This is a genomic window from Rhodospirillales bacterium, from assembly GCA_028824295.1.
Lineage (GTDB): Bacteria > Pseudomonadota > Alphaproteobacteria > TMED109 > TMED109 > VXPW01.
In genome coordinates, this window is the sequence record JAPPED010000003.1 from 26,772 (window position 1) to 43,894 (window position 17,123).

The 17,123-nt window shown below is 65.2% G+C and carries 13 protein-coding genes and 2 pseudogenes; 6 read left to right on the top strand and 9 right to left on the bottom strand.

From position 1 onward, the window contains the following. Positions 1-78: 78 nt before the first annotated feature. Together OXH60_01495 and efp are read right to left on the bottom strand one after the other, a co-directional pair. Positions 79-879, bottom strand: a complete 801-nt coding sequence (locus tag OXH60_01495; protein MDE0710794.1) for an inositol monophosphatase family protein — start codon at positions 877-879, stop codon at positions 79-81. 18 nt (positions 880-897) lie between these two features. Beyond that, positions 898-1,464 carry an elongation factor P gene (efp, locus tag OXH60_01500; protein MDE0710795.1) on the bottom strand — a complete coding sequence of 189 codons (567 nt, stop codon included), beginning with the start codon at positions 1,462-1,464 and terminating at the stop codon, positions 898-900. Positions 1,465-1,624: 160 nt separating this feature from the next. On the opposite strand from efp, the gene OXH60_01505 reads away from it, so the two are divergent. From OXH60_01505 to OXH60_01515, 3 genes are all read left to right on the top strand, one after another. Next, entirely contained in the window at positions 1,625-2,416 is a 792-nt protein-coding gene (locus OXH60_01505) for an MBL fold metallo-hydrolase (protein ID MDE0710796.1), read from the top strand. A gap of 435 nt (positions 2,417-2,851) precedes the next feature. After that, positions 2,852-3,094: a hypothetical protein gene (locus tag OXH60_01510; GenBank protein ID MDE0710797.1), complete on the top strand. Its 243-nt coding sequence runs from the start codon at positions 2,852-2,854 to the stop codon at positions 3,092-3,094. Continuing rightward, on the top strand, positions 3,091-3,474 hold the full coding sequence (locus OXH60_01515) for a type II toxin-antitoxin system VapC family toxin (protein ID MDE0710798.1): 384 nt from the start codon (positions 3,091-3,093) through the stop codon (positions 3,472-3,474). The genes OXH60_01510 and OXH60_01515 overlap by 4 nt, the downstream gene beginning before the upstream one ends. Positions 3,475-3,711: 237 nt before the next feature. Here OXH60_01515 and OXH60_01520 read toward each other — a convergent pair whose 3' ends face one another. The 5 genes and pseudogenes from OXH60_01520 to OXH60_01540 form a co-directional block, all read right to left on the bottom strand. Next, positions 3,712-5,100, bottom strand: a complete 1,389-nt coding sequence (locus OXH60_01520) for an NAD(P)(+) transhydrogenase (Re/Si-specific) subunit beta (GenBank protein ID MDE0710799.1) — start codon at positions 5,098-5,100, stop codon at positions 3,712-3,714. Then, positions 5,097-5,405 (bottom strand): annotated as a pseudogene (locus OXH60_01525) (NAD(P) transhydrogenase subunit alpha). The gene OXH60_01520 and the pseudogene OXH60_01525 overlap by 4 nt, the downstream one beginning before the upstream one ends. Positions 5,406-5,412: 7 nt before the next feature. Next, the gene (locus OXH60_01530; GenBank protein MDE0710800.1) at positions 5,413-6,564 is read right to left on the bottom strand and encodes a Re/Si-specific NAD(P)(+) transhydrogenase subunit alpha; all 1,152 of its coding nucleotides are present in this window, start codon (positions 6,562-6,564) and stop codon (positions 5,413-5,415) included. Positions 6,565-6,841: 277 nt separating this feature from the next. Beyond that, complete coding sequence (locus OXH60_01535; protein ID MDE0710801.1) at positions 6,842-8,281, bottom strand: SLC13 family permease; 1,440 nt, start codon at positions 8,279-8,281, stop codon at positions 6,842-6,844. Positions 8,282-8,376: 95 nt separating this feature from the next. Then, entirely contained in the window at positions 8,377-8,943 is a 567-nt protein-coding gene (locus tag OXH60_01540) for an ABC transporter substrate-binding protein (protein MDE0710802.1), read from the bottom strand. Between the two features lie 419 nt (positions 8,944-9,362). On the opposite strand from OXH60_01540, the gene OXH60_01545 reads away from it, so the two are divergent. Next, positions 9,363-10,550, top strand: a complete 1,188-nt coding sequence (locus OXH60_01545; GenBank protein ID MDE0710803.1) for a CoA transferase — start codon at positions 9,363-9,365, stop codon at positions 10,548-10,550. 91 nt (positions 10,551-10,641) lie between these two features. After that, positions 10,642-11,436, top strand: coding sequence for an enoyl-CoA hydratase (locus OXH60_01550; protein MDE0710804.1), 795 nt, complete (start codon positions 10,642-10,644; stop codon positions 11,434-11,436). Between the two features lie 369 nt (positions 11,437-11,805). Here OXH60_01550 and OXH60_01555 read toward each other — a convergent pair whose 3' ends face one another. Both OXH60_01555 and OXH60_01560 read right to left on the bottom strand, forming a co-directional pair. Further along, positions 11,806-12,564, bottom strand: a complete 759-nt coding sequence (locus tag OXH60_01555; GenBank protein MDE0710805.1) for a VacJ family lipoprotein — start codon at positions 12,562-12,564, stop codon at positions 11,806-11,808. Beyond that, on the bottom strand, positions 12,557-16,135 hold the full coding sequence (locus tag OXH60_01560) for a hydantoinase B/oxoprolinase family protein (protein MDE0710806.1): 3,579 nt from the start codon (positions 16,133-16,135) through the stop codon (positions 12,557-12,559). The genes OXH60_01555 and OXH60_01560 overlap by 8 nt, the downstream gene beginning before the upstream one ends. 575 nt (positions 16,136-16,710) lie before the next feature. Here OXH60_01560 and OXH60_01565 point away from each other — a divergent pair. Then, a pseudogene (locus OXH60_01565) lies at positions 16,711-17,079 on the top strand (TerB family tellurite resistance protein). Positions 17,080-17,123 lie beyond the last annotated feature (44 nt).

The window sequence follows — 17,123 nt, forward strand, 5'->3', positions numbered from 1 at the left end:
CCTCCGTCTGACGTCCATCGACCCGGTGTCCTGGGGCGAACACGATCGGACTGAACCCCTGCGCGCTTGGTGTCATCGTCAGACTTGTCGGTCAGCCTCCGCCAAGCAGTCTTGAAGAGCAATCGCGATGTCGGGAGTACCGGCCACCACATCTCCCGTGATCAGCGGACAGGAATTCCTGCGCAGCCCGACGACTGAACCGCCTGCTTCGGTCACACACAGCATGCCCCCTGCGATGTCCCAAGGGTTCAGGCCAGTCTCCCAGTACCCGTCGATCCGGCCGGACGCTACGTAGCACAGGTCGAGCGCAGCGGCACCGAACCGGCGAAGTCCGGCCACTCGCTGCATGATCTGACGCTGGCGGGAAAGATGCAGGTCGTGTGCCCCGCGACTCCTGTGCGGCAGACCAAGTGCGATCACCGCTCCGTCAAGGGTGGAGCGCGGCGTGATGCGGAGACGGCGGTCGTTCACGTAGGCGCCGCGGCCTTTTTCTGCCCAGTAGGCTTCGTGCTTGATGGGATCGAGTACGAATGCACCGACGATTGTGCCCGCTCGTTCCAGGGCGATCGAAATTGCGAAGTGCGGTATCCCCCGCAGGAAATTCAGGGTTCCGTCAACCGGGTCGACGATCCACCGGTGTTCGCCGTCGCCCGCCTCCTCCAGGCCTTCCTCCATGAGAAAACCGTAGCCGGGCCGCGCGCGCGAAAGTTCGCGGTGCAAGATTTCCTGGGTTCGTATGTCTGCGGATGTAACGAAGTTGTCGGGCCCCTTGAGAGAGACCTGGAGGTTTTCGATTTCGCCGAAATCACGGCGGAGCGGGCGGGCCGCCTTCTCGGCAGCGCCTGACATGACGTTGATGATGGCAGTCGGATAGGGCACGGCTGGCGGCCACGCGTCCTACGACTTGGCTCGTTCTACGTATGCCCCGTCGAGCGTGTTGACCACGACGCGGGTGCCGGTTTCCACGTGCGGCGGCACCATGGTCCGAACACCGTTGTCAAGCACGGCAGGTTTGAATGAGCTCGAGGCGGTCTGGCCCTTGACAACGGCTTCGGTCTCCGTGACGACCGCAACCGCAGTGTCCGGGAGCCGGATCGCGACCGGCTTGTCCCCCGCGTACTCGACCGTGACATCCATGCCGTCCTGCAGGAAAGGCAGGGCATCGCCGACCATGGCTGCTGGAAACTCCGTCTGGTCATAGGTCGTCGTGTCCATGAGCGTGACGGTGCTCCCGTCGCCGAAAAGGTACTGATATGCGCGGCCTTCAATGTACAGCCGTTCCAGGTTTTCCGCGGCGCGAAACCGCTCGTTCAACTTGCTGCCGTTTTCGAGGTTGCGCAGTTCCAGCTGGGCATAGGCGCCACCCTTGCCTGTCCGGACCGCCTGCTTCCGTACCACGCGCCAGATGCTGCCCAAGTGTTCAATCACCATGCCGGGGCTGGCTTCGTTTCCCTTGATGCGCATGGTCTGCTTCCGCGTGGATCGGAGGGAGGAACGTACCGGCCAAAGTCCGGGGCGGCAACCGCAGGAACGGGTGTCCGGTGGCGCGTGGTCTTCCCCGGCCGCGCGCGGCAGAGTGCCGTATAATTTGGGGTGGTACCCGCGTCTGTCGTTCGGAGCTGACATGCAGGTTGCGCAAATCTACACCGACAATGACTACCGCAATTTCAACTACCTGATCGCCTGTGAGGAAACCGGCGAGGCGCTCGCGGTGGACCCGCTGGCCGCAGACCTCTGCCTGGCCGAGGCCAAACGCCGCGGTTGGACCATTACGAAATTCGTCAACACGCATGAGCACTTGGACCATACCGGGGGCAACGCACGCATGCGGGAGGCCACCGGGGCCACGCTGTATGCCCATGCGGGTGCCGGAGCTTCCATCGAAGGCATCGATGTGGCGCTTAAGGCGGGGGATTCCATCCGGGTCGGCCGAACGGTGGAATTGGAAGCTCTGGATACGCCCGGCCATACGATGAGCCATGTCTGCCTGCTCGCACATGCGGACCAACCGTCGCTGTTCTCTGGCGATACCCTGTTCAACGCTGGCGCCGGCAATTGCCACAACGGCGGTCACCCCAAGGAGCTGTATCAAACTTTTCGCAGGATCATCGCGAAGCTATCCGACGACGTGACCGTGTATCCGGGACACGACTACCTGGAACACAACCTCGGTTTCACGCTCGACCGCGAACCCAGCAATGTGCGGGCGCAGTCCTTGCTTGAGGAAGTACGTGGACGGGATCCCCACCAGGCAGTTCCCACCAGCCTCGGTCTCGAACGAGAGATCAACGTCTTCCTGCGCCTCGACCAGCCGGAAGTGATGGCCCGATTGCTCGACGGAGAAGCCGGCTCGGCGACCGGCCTCGATGAAGAAGCAGTGTTCCTTGCGCTGCGCGACTTGCGCAACTCCTGGTGACGAATGGGCCGGGCGTCCGGCTCTTCGGGCTCGAGTCCACGCCTTCCGGGGTAGCGTGCTGTCGAGAGTGCGCAGGTTGGCGGTCAGCCTAGTGGCCCTCATTGGCCCTTTCCGTTCTCCCGGCCCGAGTTCCGCCCCGCTGGCGCAAGTTTCAAGCGCATCGAGCCGAGTGTCGTGACGCGGCTGCTTGCGCACCTTGAGGCCGGCTCGGAAGCTTTTTCGCAGCCAGGCAAGCTCCAGGCCGCATTGGGTTGTCTCGACGGATGAGGCGCGTGCCGGCGGTTGCGCAGTGAACCGACATCACGGCGCTCGCCACCGAGCTTGCCGGCACCACCTGAATGAACCCCGGTGCATCACCCGTCGACCCAGGCGACGCGGTCGAGGGCGAGACGTTGACTGCCTGCAATTCTTGAGTACATTGCCTGCATCATGGGAATGCAGTACACGATCCGTTCCGTCCCCGAGGCGGTCGACCGCGCCGTGCGCCACCGCGCCAGACGCGAAGACAAGAGCATCAACGCTGTGGTTGTCGAGGCGCTCGCTCGCGGCCTGCAGCTTGACTCCGGCGCCACCGAGTACACGGACCTTGATCATCTAGTCGGCACTTGGCAGGAAGACCCGGCGTTCGATCACGCCATCGCCGACTTCGAGCGCGTCGACGGCGACGCCTGGAAGTGAACGTCGCACTCGACACCAACGCGTACAGCGACTTCATGCGCGGCAAGGATGAACGGGTCCGGGTCGTCCGCGCGGCGCGTTCGATTGCGCTGCCCCTCATCGTGCTCGGCGAGCTTCGCGCGGGCTTCGCCGCCGCCGACCGTGAGTCGGCCAACGCGGCCAACCTGCAGCGGTTTCTGGCGAGCTCGCGGGTGTCAGTCCTCTTGCCGGACGAGCAGACCGCCCACCACTATGCGCAGCTCCACCTTCAACTCCGGACCAAGGGTGCTGCCATTCCGACGAACGATCTCTGGATCGCCTCCCTCACGGTGCAGCACGACCTGGTTCTGTGCACCTCCGATCGCCACTTCGACCACTTGCCACAACTTGTCACCTGTTGATTGCTACGGGACGGTCAGGATCGCCACTGACTTGAGCTGCGCCCGACGCCCGGTGTTTCGACGGCGAAGCCTCTGCTCCCCCGATCCCCGCGATGGAACGGACCGCGGGGTCGAGTATGCGGCCCGGAGCGGCGCCGAGCAGGGTCTTGATCTGGCGGATCGTCCGTCGACACGGGATCAGCGCCAAGCGATGCTCATAGCGCCTTGGGCTACCGCCCACCGGCAGCACAATCGCTCCTAACGGAGTGCCCGGACGATATCCTCCACCATTTTCTTGGCGTCCCCGAACAGCATCAGCGTGTTCTCTCCATAGAAGACGGCGTTATCGATGCCGGCGTAGCCGGGTGCCAGGCTCCGCTTCACGAACAACACGGTCTTCGCCTGCTCGACGTCGAGGATAGGCATGCCGGCGATCGGGCTGCTCGGGTCGGTCCTTGCGGCCGGATTGGTGATGTCGTTGGCGCCGATTACGAAGGCGACGTCGGTCGCCGAGAAATCGCTGTTGATCTCCTCGAGCTCGAACACGTCCTCGTAGGGAACGGTGGCCTCGGCCAGCAGGACGTTCATGTGACCCGGCATGCGGCCGGCCACCGGGTGGATCGCATACCGGATGGTCACACCCTTGTCCTTCAGGAGATCCGCCATCTCGCGGAGCGCGTGCTGGGCCTGCGCCACGGCCATGCCGTACCCGGGCACGATGATCACGCCCGAGGCATTGCCCATGATGAAGGCGGCGTCGTCCGCATTTCCCCCCTTCGCCGAGCGGTCGCCTTGGTCGGCCGCGGCGGCGTCGCCTTCCTGGCCGAACCCGCCCAGGATGACCGACAGGAACGGCCGGTTCATGGCTCGGCACATGATGTAGGACAGGATGGCACCGGAACTGCCGACCAGCGCCCCGACGATGATCAACGCGGTGTTCTGCAGGGTGAAGCCGATGCCTGCTGCCGCCCAGCCGGAATACGAGTTCAGCATGGAGACGACGACGGGCATGTCCGCACCGCCGATGGGGATGATCAGCAGCACCCCGATCGCCAGCGCCAGCGCGGTCATGACGGCGAACCAGACCACGTTCTCGTCGCCGACGAACAGTGCGATCAACGCGACGATCACGATTCCGATCAGCAGATTGAGCGGATGCTGCAGCGGGAACACGGTGGGTGAGCCGCTGACCAGGCCTTGCAGCTTCAGGAAAGCGACCACGGAACCGGTGAACGTGATGGCCCCGATGACGACTCCCAGCGCCATTTCGACACGGCTGGCAAGGTGGATCGCGCCCGCGCTGCCGATCCCGTACGCGTCAGGCGCAAGGAGGGCCGCCCAGGCGACCAGTACCGCGGCGATGCCGACGAGACTGTGGAACGCCGCAACCAGCTGCGGCATCGCCTTCATTTCGATCCGGAGGGCGATGACCGCGCCTACCACGGCTCCACATCCCCCGGCCACCACGGTCCATCCCAACTGGCCCATGCCGGGCTGCAGGAGGGTGGTGACGATGGCGACGGCCATGCCGGCCATGCCGAAGAGGTTTCCGCGCCGGGCGCTGTCCGGCGAGGACAGGCCCTTCAGGGCGAGAATGAAGCAGACGGCAGCGCCCAGATAGAGCAGCGCAGCGAGATCGGCGCTCACGAGCGACCCCGCGGTTCCTTGCGCCGGAACATGCCCAGCATGCGCTGGGTGACGATGAAGCCGCCGAAGATGTTGACGGCCGCCAGTCCCGTGGCCGCGACACCGAGCCATTGCGCGGTCGACAGCGACCCGCCGCCGCTCGCATCCTGCGGGGCGATTCCCAGCGCGATGAGGGCGCCCACCACGATGATCCCGGAAATGGCATTGGTGACCGACATCAACGGGGTGTGCAGTGCCGGCGTCACGGACCACACGACGTAGTAACCGACGAACACGGCCAGCACGAAAATCGTGATGTTGATGATGGTTGGGTCAGCCATTCGCTTGATCCTTCAGTGCGTCGTGCACGACGGCGCCATCCCGGGTCACGACGCTGGCGGCAATGATCGGGTCGTCCCAGGGGACGTGGAGTTCGCCGCCTTCGGCGATCAGAGGTTCCATGAATGCATACAGATTCCGCGCATAGAGTGCGCTGGTATCGTGGCTCAACGTGCCCGGAAGGTTTCTGGGCCCCACCACCCGCACGCCGTTGCGTACGATCGTCTCGCCGGTTCGGGACAGCGGACAGTTGCCGCCTGCTTCGACTGCCAGATCGACGATTACCGAGCCCGGCCGCATGCCGTCAACCGTGGCTTCCGGAAGCAACACCGGGGCCGGTCGACCGAGAATCAGGGCGGTGGTAATCACGACGTCGCTGGCGGCGGCGGCGTCGTGGATGAGTTCCTGCTGGCGGCGGCGGTAGTCCTCGCCCATTTCGCGGGCATAGCCGCCTTCGGTCTCGGCGTCCTCGCCCGCCGCGTCGACCTCGATGAACCGCCCCCCCAGGCTCTCGACCTGCTCGCGCACGGCTGGCCGCACGTCGAAGGCGGACACGACGGCCCCCAGCCGCTTCGCTGTCGCAATCGCCTGCAGGCCCGCGACACCGGCGCCGAGCACGAGAACCTTTGCCGGAGCCACGGTACCCGCGGCCGTCATCATCATCGGCATTGCCTTCGGCAGCATGGCCGCCGCGTCGATCACGGCCTTGTAACCTGCGAGGTTGGACTGCGACGACAGCGCGTCCATGGACTGCGCCCGGCTGATGCGGGGCAGGAATTCCACTGCGAATGACGTGACCTGTTGCTCGGCGAGCGCTTGCACGTTGTCGGGATTGCCGTGCGGATTGAGGAAGCCCACGAGCATCGAGCCGGCCGGCAGTTGCACAACCTCGTCGGTCCCTTCCGCGGTTGTCATGGGGCACCGAACCTTGAGAACGACGTCCGCACCTTCCAATGCGCCCGCTGGAGACGGGGCCAGGCTGGCGCCTGCCGCTTCGTAGGACTTGTCGTCGTGCCCCGACGAGAGGCCGGCTTCCGTCTCGATGGCCACCGTGGCGCCCTTGGCGCAGAAGCGTTTCACCGAATCCGGCGTAGCGGCGACGCGGTCCTCGCCCGCTCGCAATTCTTTCAGGACGGCTATGCGCATGCGATCAACTCAACTCCTCCCGAGCAAGGGCAACCTCAGTCGCCAGGAAACATGGGGGCTTATGTCGAATAGCTGACAGACCCACGGTGACCTCTTATTGTTCCTGTGTTGTTCGATTTGCACGGAACGACGGGCGTCGGGGGCGGGCGCAGCTGCGCGGCGAACGTTCGGTTCAGCTGACTCCGGTGACCCGCGAAACGGATCGGAAGCTGGCAACGTGAGCTTGTCAACTATTCGATAGAAGTCCCAAACATAGGCTGTAAACGGAACCGTAGCATCAACCGGAATTGACGGCCCAGTCCGGAAAATCACCGGGAACCACGCCAAGCGCCGGTCCGAGCAGGAACCACGTAAGCGCGACGATGACGAGGGCGGCGATCGGATTGAGCACCAGCCCTGCCCGCAGCATCGCGGAACTGGGCACGTGACCCGACGCGAAGACGACGGCGTTGGGTGCCGTGGCGATCGGCAGCATAAAGGCGGCCGACGCTGCGAACGTCGCCGGTATGCACAGCAGCAGCGGATTCTCGCCGATGCTTACCGCCACCGCCGCCAGAACGGGAATGAAGGTCGCCGTCGTTGCCGTGTTCGAATTGATCTCGGTCAGCAGCACGATCAACAGCGTGACGAGGAACAGGAGGCCGAGGATCGGCAGGACGGCCACCACCGCCGTGCTGTCGCCGATCCAGGCTGCAAGTCCGGTCGCCTTGATGGCCGCCGCGAGCGAGAATCCACCTCCCAGGAGCACGAGCACTCCCCAGGGCAGCCGCATCGCGGTCGCCCAGTCCAGGGCGAACTCCCGGTGGCCTTCCGGATCACGACCCACCGGAAGGAGGAACAGCGCGAGCGCCCCCCACACGGCGATGCTGGTGTCGTTGATGGCGAGACCCGGAGCGAGGTCGTTCAGCGTGCGGCGGGCAAGCCAGAGCGACGCCGTGACCAGCAACACCAGCAGGACGGTGATCTCGGCGCGCGAGAGCGGACCAAGGGCGCGGACGTCGGCCAGAATGCGCTTCTGATGATGCGGGGCGCTGCCCGCCGGCACCGCAAAGCAGACCCGCGTCAGGACGATCCAGATCAGGGGCAGGAACACGATCGTCATCGGCAGCCCGATCGCCAGCCATTCGGCGAAGCTGATCTCGTATCCGAATGTCTCCTGCAGAACGCCAGCGAGCACGGCGTTCGGGGGAGTGCCGATCAGAGTGGACATGCCGCCCACGTTGGCGGCGAAGGCAATGCTGAGCATGAGTGCGCAGGCAAAGGCCGACTTCCCCCGGTCGCTCATGTGCTCGTCCTGCTGGAACAGCGCCAACACGGACAGTCCGATCGGCACCATCATCGTGGCTGCGGCCGTGTTGCTGATCCACATGCTGAGGAAGGCCGCAGGCAGCATGAAGCCCGCGATTACGCGTCGTGGACCGCCGCCGACCCGCGACACCACGTTCAGCGCGATGCGGCGATGGAGGCCCCATCGCTGCATGGCCAGCGCAATCATGAAGCCGCCCAGCAGCAGGAAGACCACACGGTGACCGTACGGTTCGCCGGCCTCCCGGATCGACGCGATGTCCAGCAGCGGAAACAGGGCGAGAGGGACCATCGCGGTTGCGGGAATCGGGATCGCTTCCGTGATCCACCAGCAGGCCATCAACACGGCAACGCCCACCAGCCGCCAGGCGGGAACCGCGAGCCCTTCCGGCGGCTCCGTGATTAGCGTCAGCAGGACCGCCAGTACGCCCAGCGTGAACCCAATCTTTGCGAAACGCCCACGCTCGGGTTCGCTTCCGACGGCGTGGGCGCTAGGGGCGGGCGGGGTCAGGGCGAAGCCTCGTTCATCGATCGAAGCGCTTCGACCAATCCATCAATGCCTTCGGCTTCCACGATGGCGGCAAAATCTTGTCGCTTGGTGGCGAACAGGCTTACGCCTTCGACCGCCACCTCGACGATGCGCGGCTGGCCGTCCTGTTTCCGATTCCGAAATCGCCAGCGCACTTCCAGCGGCTCTTCGCCGTCGCGTCGAAAGAGCGTGTATACGAAGGTTTCACGATCATTCCTGGGAATCGTGCGCAGAATCGTGAGAGAGCCGCCCGCGATGCGATCCAACTGCGTGTCCACCAGCTGCACCGTGTGGTCCTCGAACGCGTGTTGGTACGCTTGTTTCTGTGCGTCGGAGATCGTGCGCCAATGTCGCCCGAGGACGGCCCGCCCGATCAGGGGAAGATTGAAGTAATCGTGAAGCATGCGCCGCACCGCGCGGGCACGCTCCTCCTGGCGTTCCTCAGGGAATGACACCAGCGGCGCAACATCCTGAGCCAAATTGGTCAGCAGGACTGCGGCCGGATGGTCCGCTTCGGTGTCTGCTGACGCCGATGCGGTGGCCACGACAAGGCTTCCGAGCCCGATGAGGCCGAGGCGCAATGTGGCGGAACTCAGGATGATGATCGCGCCATGCGCTTCGGCGCCCCCGCCAAATTTATCCGTACGATAACGCGGACCAGTGGGTAGGCCGGTAGCGTCGACCGTGCCAAGCAACCCGTGGAATGTATCGCTGCGTCAACGCCGATTCAATCGTTTATGCCGAGGTTCGGGGCGGCACGCGACGTTTGCCGGGTGCTTCCGGCGAGTGGAACTCGGTGCGTCAATTTCCGACGTTCCAGCCCGGGGGCACGGCGGCCCGGCCCCCCCGGCGCGCATCGCGCTGGCGCTTCCGGGTCCTGCAGCGGTCGGGTTGGCGCGCGAGCGCCAGAATCGGGCACAATGCGGCGCGACCGGACTACCCAACACTACAGGCGGGAACCGCGATGCCGCTCCGAGAAGGCCCACTGTCCCGATTCACCGTGCTGGATCTGACGCGAGTGCGGGCAGGCCCAACCGCGGTGCGCCAGCTGGCCGACTGGGGCGCCGACGTGATCAAGATCGAGCCGCCCGAACCTGTCGACACCTCGGCTGGCCTGGGCGGCAGGCGGGATGGTTCGGATTTTCAGAACCTGCAGCGCAACAAGCGCGCCATCACGCTCAACCTGAAAGACGCGCGTGGCCTGGCGCTGTTTCACGGGCTCGTGTCCAAGGCCGATGTCCTGGTGGAGAATTACCGACCGGATGTGAAGGGTCGCCTGGGCATTGACTACCCGACGCTCAGCCGGATCAACGCCGGGCTGATTTACGCGAGCATCTCCGGTTTCGGCGCGGATGGCCCGTATGCCGGACGGCCAGGGTTTGATCAGATTGCGCAAGGCATGGGCGGCCTCATGTCCGTCACGGGTCTTCCTGGCCAGGGGCCGGTGCGGGCCGGCATACCGGTCGCGGACCTCAGCGCCGGTATCTATTGCGCGTTCGGGATTGTGATGGCGCTGCTGGAGCGCGAGCAAACCGGCGAGGGGCAGTGGGTGGGCACCTCACTCCTCCAGGCTCAGGTCGCGATGCTCGACTTCCAGGCGGCGCGCTGGCTTATGGATCAGGAAGTACCGCCGCAGGCCGGCAACAATCACCCGACCAGCATGCCGACCGGTGTGTTCCGGACGGCAGACGGGCATATCAATATCGCAGCGTCGGGTGAGGTCATCTGGCGGCGACTGTGCCAAGCGCTCGACGCCGAGCATTTGGTGGAAGACCGGCGCTTCGCGTCTGCGGAGGGGCGCTCCGACAACCGCGATGACTTGCATCGCGAGCTCGAGGCTTGCCTTGGCATTGAAACCAGCGGCCATTGGATCCGGGTCCTCAATGAAGCCGGCGTTCCTTGCGGCCCCATCTACCGGATCGACGAGACGTTCGCCGATCCGCAGGTCGAACATCTCGGTATGGCCCGTCCGGTCTCGCATCCGCGGTTGGGTGATCTGGCCCTGGTCAACCAACCGATCCAGCTTAGTCGCGCCCCTGATTCGCCGTTTCAGCCCGCTCCTGAGCGGGGGCAGCACAACGCTGAGGTGTTTGGCCAACTTGGCATCGGCCAAGACGAGTTACGCACCCTTCAGGACCAAGGGATTATCTGAGCACCGGCCGAATTACAGCGCGATCGCGCGGGCGTCCTGCGCTTAGCGGGTAGTTTCAGACCGACAATTTTCTTTTGCAGGAAACCGATCGATGCCTATTGCACTGCCAGCTTCCCTGATCGCGCAGACGTCTGAAGGCGTCGCCCGGCTCATCCTGAATCGGCCGGAGAAACACAACGTCATCGACTATGAAATGTGGCGCGGAATCGCTTCGGTAATGCAGGCCTTTTCGGCGGACGAGGCCGTCCGGGTGGTCGTCGTCAGTGGCGCGGGCGGCAAAGCGTTTTCCGCCGGTGCCGACATCTCGGAATTCGAGCGCAAGCGGCAGCGGGACACGGCCGACAGCTACAACCATGCCACGGCCGCTGCGCACAGCGCCCTTGGCAACTGTCCGAAGCCCACGATTGCCGAGATCGGCGGCCATTGCGTCGGCGGCGGGCTTGGTCTGGCGCTCGCGTGCGACCTTCGCGTCGCCGCTGATCATTCCAGTTTCGGTATTCCTGCAGCCCGACTCGGACTTGGTTACGACTACAGCAGTCTCAAGGTCCTGGTAAGCATCGTGGGGCCCGCTGCGGCGAAGGACATCATGTTCACGGCCAGACGTTTTGGCGCTGCCGAGGCCGCCGCCCTTGGCCTCGTGAACCGCGTGGTGGTTCCGGAAGAGCTGGAACCGGCCGTCGCCGACTGCGCCCGCATGATCGCTGCAAACGCGCCGCTGACCGTTCGTGCCTCGAAGCAGATCGTTACAGAGGTTCTCAAAGACTCCGACCAGCGCGACCGGGCCCTCTGCGAACGCCTCGTCGCCGAATGCTTCGCAAGTGCTGACTACGTGGAGGGTCGGCAGGCCTTCATGGAAAAGCGGGAGCCTCGTTTCCAGGGACGCTGAGACTCGGGCGGCCGGCGCAGGGGTGCCGGCCGGGGCGACCGCCCAGCGTCCAGAAGATCCCCCGGTGTCCATGCCTTCGGCCCGCAGTCATACCGAGGGCGACCACCGCTCTCGCGTGCTCCTCATGCCCGCACCGAAATAGCGATAGCTGGTGTCGAACGCCGTCTACTGAGACGCCTTGCATCGCCTTGGCAATGCTTCCGAACAGGCGCCGCCGCTCAGCCGGCATTGGATCACCGATGCCGGGACCGCCGTGCCCAGTGAGACGTTGTCAGGCGCCGGGCGCGCCGTTCAGCTGGCCACTTCCGCGTCCGTCGCGGCGACAGCGATTGCCACGACGGCATGACGGTAGCGCCGTGTCGCCGCGCACTACTCCTCGAATGCGTCGAAGTCCAGCTCCGACTCGCCCGTCAAGTCTTCGTCCGTGCCGCTGCGGGCACGAAGCACTTGCAGGTACACACTCCGTGCGGACGCATAGGCGTCGAGTGATCCCGCGAATCCGGCGTCGACCTGCTCGAAGTGCCGGTCGCGAAACGTCACCGCCCGCAAGCCGGTTTCCGCGGCCTGGAACGTGGCGCTCATCCCCGAGGTCCGAACCAGGTAGTAGTGCGGCGTCGAAAATGCGTCGAGACCCGTGCCCGCCAGCTCCCGCACCGTCGATGGGCCCAACAGGGGTAGCACGAGATACGGTCCGGGCTCGACGCCCCAGTGGGCCAGCGTTTGGCCGAAGCCGTGCGAGTCGCCATGGATTCCGGCCTCCGCCGCGACGTCGATCAGCCCGCCGAGGCCAACGAAGGTGTTGAGCAGAAACCGCGAGATCGCAACCTCGAGGCCGGCGGCGTCCCCTTGGAGAAGCGCATTCAGCGCGTAGACAGGTTCCAGCAGGTTGTCCAAGAACTGGCCGATGCCTCGTCGCGCCGCATTTGGGACCGCGAACCGGTAGACCACGGTCGTCGGCCGGAGCACGTAGTGGTCAAGTTCGCGGTTGACCTCGAAGATCGCCCGGTTCAGCGGCTCGAGCGGGTCCGCCGGCGCGCCGGCGGACGCCGGAAAGGAACTCCCGATGCCAACCAGGAAGGCGCCCACCATCCGCACATACCGCAGCCGGCGCCTCGGCGTCTCACGCACGACCGAAACCGCCTCCGCCCGGGGTCTCGATCACCATGACGTCGCCCGGGTGTACTTCGCGGGAAGCGCTGCCAGGCAGTCGTTCGACCGTACCATCGCTCCGCAACAGCGAATTGATACCGAGTGCACCATCGCCGCCACCGGCCAGACCGCGCGGGGGCACCCGCCGTCGATTGGACAGGATCCCGGCCGTCATGGGGGCCAGAAAGCGAATTCGTCGGACAGTGCCGTCCCCGCCTCGGTAGCACCCGCTGCCACCGCTGCCCCGCCGGACCGCGAACGATTCGAGTTGCACCGGGAACCGGTTCTCGAGCACCTCGGGGTCGGTCAGGCGGGTGTTCGTCATGTGGCAATGAACGGCGTCGGCACCGCGATGATCGGGCCCGGCGCCTCCGCCTCCGCAGATCGTCTCATAGTACCCGAATGCCTGCGTGCCGAACGTGAAGTTGCTGACAGTGCCGTAGCTGTGTGCCTGCACGCCCAGCGCCGCAAACAGGACGTCGACAATGGCCTGACTGGTTTCCACGTTGCCGGCAGCGACGGCGGCGGGATGGGACGGAGCGAGCAGCGATCGATCCGGAATACGGATTTCCACGGGAACAAGGCAGCCGTGGTTGAGCGGAATCTGTCGCTCGATCAGGACGCGCAGCACGTACAGGACGGCTGAGCGGGCAACCGCGCTCGGTGCATTGAAGTTGTTGGCAAGCTGCGGCGACGTCCCGGCAAAGTCGATGAGCGCCGTGCGCTGTTCACGATTCACGGTGATCTGAACGCGAATGACGGCCCCGTCATCGAGCTGTACCTCGGCCGCCCCGGGCTGCAGTCGAGTCAACAGGCGCCGGACCTGTTCCTCGGCGTGCCGCTGGACGTGCCCCATGTAGGCGTGCACCGTCGCCAGGCCAAACTCCTCGATCATGGCGTGCAATTCCTGGATCCCGCGCTCGCTGGCAGCCAGCTGAGCGGACAGGTCGGCGAGATTCTGGTCGGGATTGCGGGCCGGCCAGCGTCCCGCCCCGAGGTGCCGGCGCAGCCCTTCTTCCAACAGACGGCCTTGGGAGAGAATTGGCAGCGCATCGAACAGGATGCCCTCTTCGCAAACGTTCGTACTGTTCGCCGGCATGGAGCCTGGCGTGATGCCGCCGATGTCAGCGTGGTGCGCCCGGCTGGCGACAAAGAACAGGATGTGGTCGCCAGCGCGGTCGAAGACCGGCGTTACCACTGTCAAGTCAGGCAGGTGCGTGCCGCCACGGTACGGCGCGTTGTGCAGGAAGGCGTCCCCAGGGCGCAGTGCACCGGCGCAGGCGTCGCGGACTGCGACAACCGCTTCGCCCATTGAACCCAAATGCACCGGGATGTGCGGCGCGTTCGCTACCAGTGCACCGGATCGATCGAAGACCGCGCACGAGAAGTCGAGCCGCTCCTTGATGTTGACCGAGTGCGCGGTATTGCGCAGAACCGACCCCATTTGCTCCGCGGCGGACATGAACAGTCCGTTGAACACTTCGAGCAGCACGGGGTCGACGTCGGTCGTTTCCCCACGGCGCCGCTGTTGGGGTGACCCACGCTCCAGCAGCAGCTGCCCGTCGGGCAGCACCCGCGCCCGCCAGCCGGCGTCGACAACGGTCGTGGCCGTCGGTTCGACAATGATCGCCGGGCCGCTTAGCGAGCCACCGGCGCCCAAGTCGGAACGGCGGTACAGCGGTACCCGCCGGCGAGTGCCGCGGTCATGCAGGACAACGCGCTCGATCGGTTCTGGCGGTGTGTCCTCGGCGGCCAGTCGTGAGACCGGAAGGGGGCTGGTCCGGGTGGAAGCTTCAACCTCGGCCGCTTCGATATGGAGGGCCCGGCCTTCGTGCAGGAAGCCGAACAGTCGCCGATGGTGCGTTTCGAAGTCCTGCCGAACCCGAGCGCTCGTGCCGGCAGGGACTTGGAGTGCCGTATTCGTTCCTTCGTACCGAACCCGAAGGCGCCGGGTCAATTCGACCTCCGCCGCCGGGTCGTCTGAGGAAATCTCGTTGGCGGCGGCGCTGCTGGCAGCCTTCAGCTCGGCCGCTGCCGGCTCCGGATCATCGTCGTCGAGCTGGCGCCCGACCGGCTGCTGGCGAATTGCGGACAGGTTGGCCAGCCCCATGCCATATGCTGACAGCACGCCCGCGAGCGGGTGCAATAGGATCGCTTCCATGCCGAGGTTTTCGGCGACGCGGCAGGCAAGCTGTCCAGCGGCCGCACCGAAACCGGCCAGGGCGCAGGTGGTGACGTCGTAGCCGCGCTGAACGGAGATCTTCTTGATAGCGGCGGACATGTTTGCCACCGCCACCTCAAGGAAACCTTCGGCCACGCTTTCTGCCGTGGTTCCGACCTTGATGGCCAGTTCCTCGAAGGCCTGGCGGGTGACCGCGGCGTCGAGTGGCAGGTCGGCATCGGGCCCAAACACGTGCGGAAAGTGAGCAGCTTGAACCCGGCCCAGCAGCAGGTTTGCATCCGTGATGGTGAGCGGACCGCCGTTCCGGTAGCAGGCTGGGCCAGGCTCTGCGCCTGCGCTGTCGGGTCCAACCGTGTACCGCGCCCCGTCGAAATGGAGGATCGACCCGCCGCCGGCGGCAACGGTCTGAATCCGGAGTGACGGCGTTGCCAAGTGCAAGCCTGCGACTTCCGCCTCTTCAACCCGCTCGAGGCTGCCGCCGAAATAGCTGACGTCGGTGGACGTGCCGCCCATGTCGAACCCGATGATCCGCGTGAAGTCTGCAGCCTGCGCTGTCCGCGCCGCGCCGACCACGCCGCCTGCGGGACCGGAAAGGATGGCGTCCTTTCCCCGGAAACGTGCCGCCGAGGCCAGTCCGCCGTTGGACTGCATGAAGGCCAGCGGAATTCCGTCGAGTTCACGCTGGAGTTCGCGGATGTAGCGATCGAGGACCGGCGATAGGTAGGCGTCTGCCACGGTTGTCCCGCCTCGGCTCACGAGCTTCATGAGCGGGACGGTTTCGTGCGAAACTGACACCTGTGAGAACCCGGCCCGGTGGGCGATGTCGGCGAGCATGCGTTCGTGCCCGGTATAGCGATACCCGTGCATCAGAACGATGGCGATCGACTGGAAGCCGTCACCGGAGGCCCGCCGCAGCATCCGTTCGGCTGAGACGGCATCGAGCGGCACCAGTACTTCTCCACTCGCACTGATGCGCTCGTCGATTTCGATCACCCTGGCATAGGGCAATTTTGGTCGCTCGATGCGGCGGGCGAAGATGTCGGGCCGCGCCTGGGTGCCGATCTGCAGGGCGTCGCCGAAGCCGCGCGTGACGCACAACACTACGGGTTGACCCTTGCGCTCTAGGAGCGCGTTTGTCGCTACCGTGGTCCCCATGCGAACGGAGCTGACCGAGCGGCCGGGGATGGGCGCATCTGGACCGAGGCTGAGCACGGCGCGAATACCAGCCACGGCCGCGTCCCGGTAGTGTCCGGGATTGTTGGAAAGCAGCTTCCTCGCCGTCAGTGCGCCGTTCGGGGCGCGTGCCACCACGTCGGTGAACGTGCCGCCACGGTCAATCCAGAACTGCCAACCGTGGGAAGTGCTCATGTCATGCAGCAAGCCATGTGCGGGCAGGGCCCGCAGACAAAGGTCGAAGATATCCGAACGTGCGCGGGTCCTTGCCGCCCTACACCGGACCTAGAAGCTCAAGATCGACGGCCGAGCGACGGCCTGCCTTTAATGATATCGGCTAGGGGCTGGCGGAGATGCCCCTGCACAGCCACGGCGGCACGAGACGCCCGATTCGCGGATCCGAGGCAAGATCCGGGTCGCGACCGGTCCCTGCAGTTGGTGGCGGTGTCGAAGTTCGCATTGATGGCCCCGCAACCTGCCAAACAATAGGGTCTGTGGCGAGGCGCCGACGGCTCCTAGTTTGTCAACACATGCGCCGACAATAGAATGCCAGCGCATCCGGAGCGGACAACTCCTGCCCTCAGGGTGTGGCCGCCAAAGGGCTCCCGCGACATGATTCGATGGCATTTCTAGGTACGTTGCTCGGCGGGACTCTGGGTTTCGCGATCGGGGGGCCGATCGGCGCTCTCATCGGAGCGGGCGGCGGGCACTTGTTCGACCGCTTCCGGGAGAGCGAACGGCGGACGCTGGCAGGTCCTGACGCCGGGGTGATGGGGAACCAGGCGGAGGCTCAGGTTGCCTTCTCCGTCGGATTGATCGGGCTGTCCGCGAAGGTTGCCAAGGCCGACGGACGCGTGACGCCCGATGAAATACGCGCGTTTCGCCGTGTTTTTCATTTCCCGTCGCAAGATGAAGCGAGAGTGGCGGCGATTTACAACGAGGCTAGGCAGTCGACCGACGGTTTCGAGCAGTACGCCCAGCAGTTGGCCGCGATCCTTGGGTCACGGGACGAACGGTGCGCCCAGATTCTGGACTGCCTGTTCACGATTGCTGCTGCCGACGGCGTGTTTCATCCGAACGAAGATCGGATCATTCGAGAAATCGGCCGCATCTTCGGCTTCAGCGATTCGGAGGTGGCATCGGTTCGGGCACGGCATCAGGGGACGGCCGGGAACGGGACGCA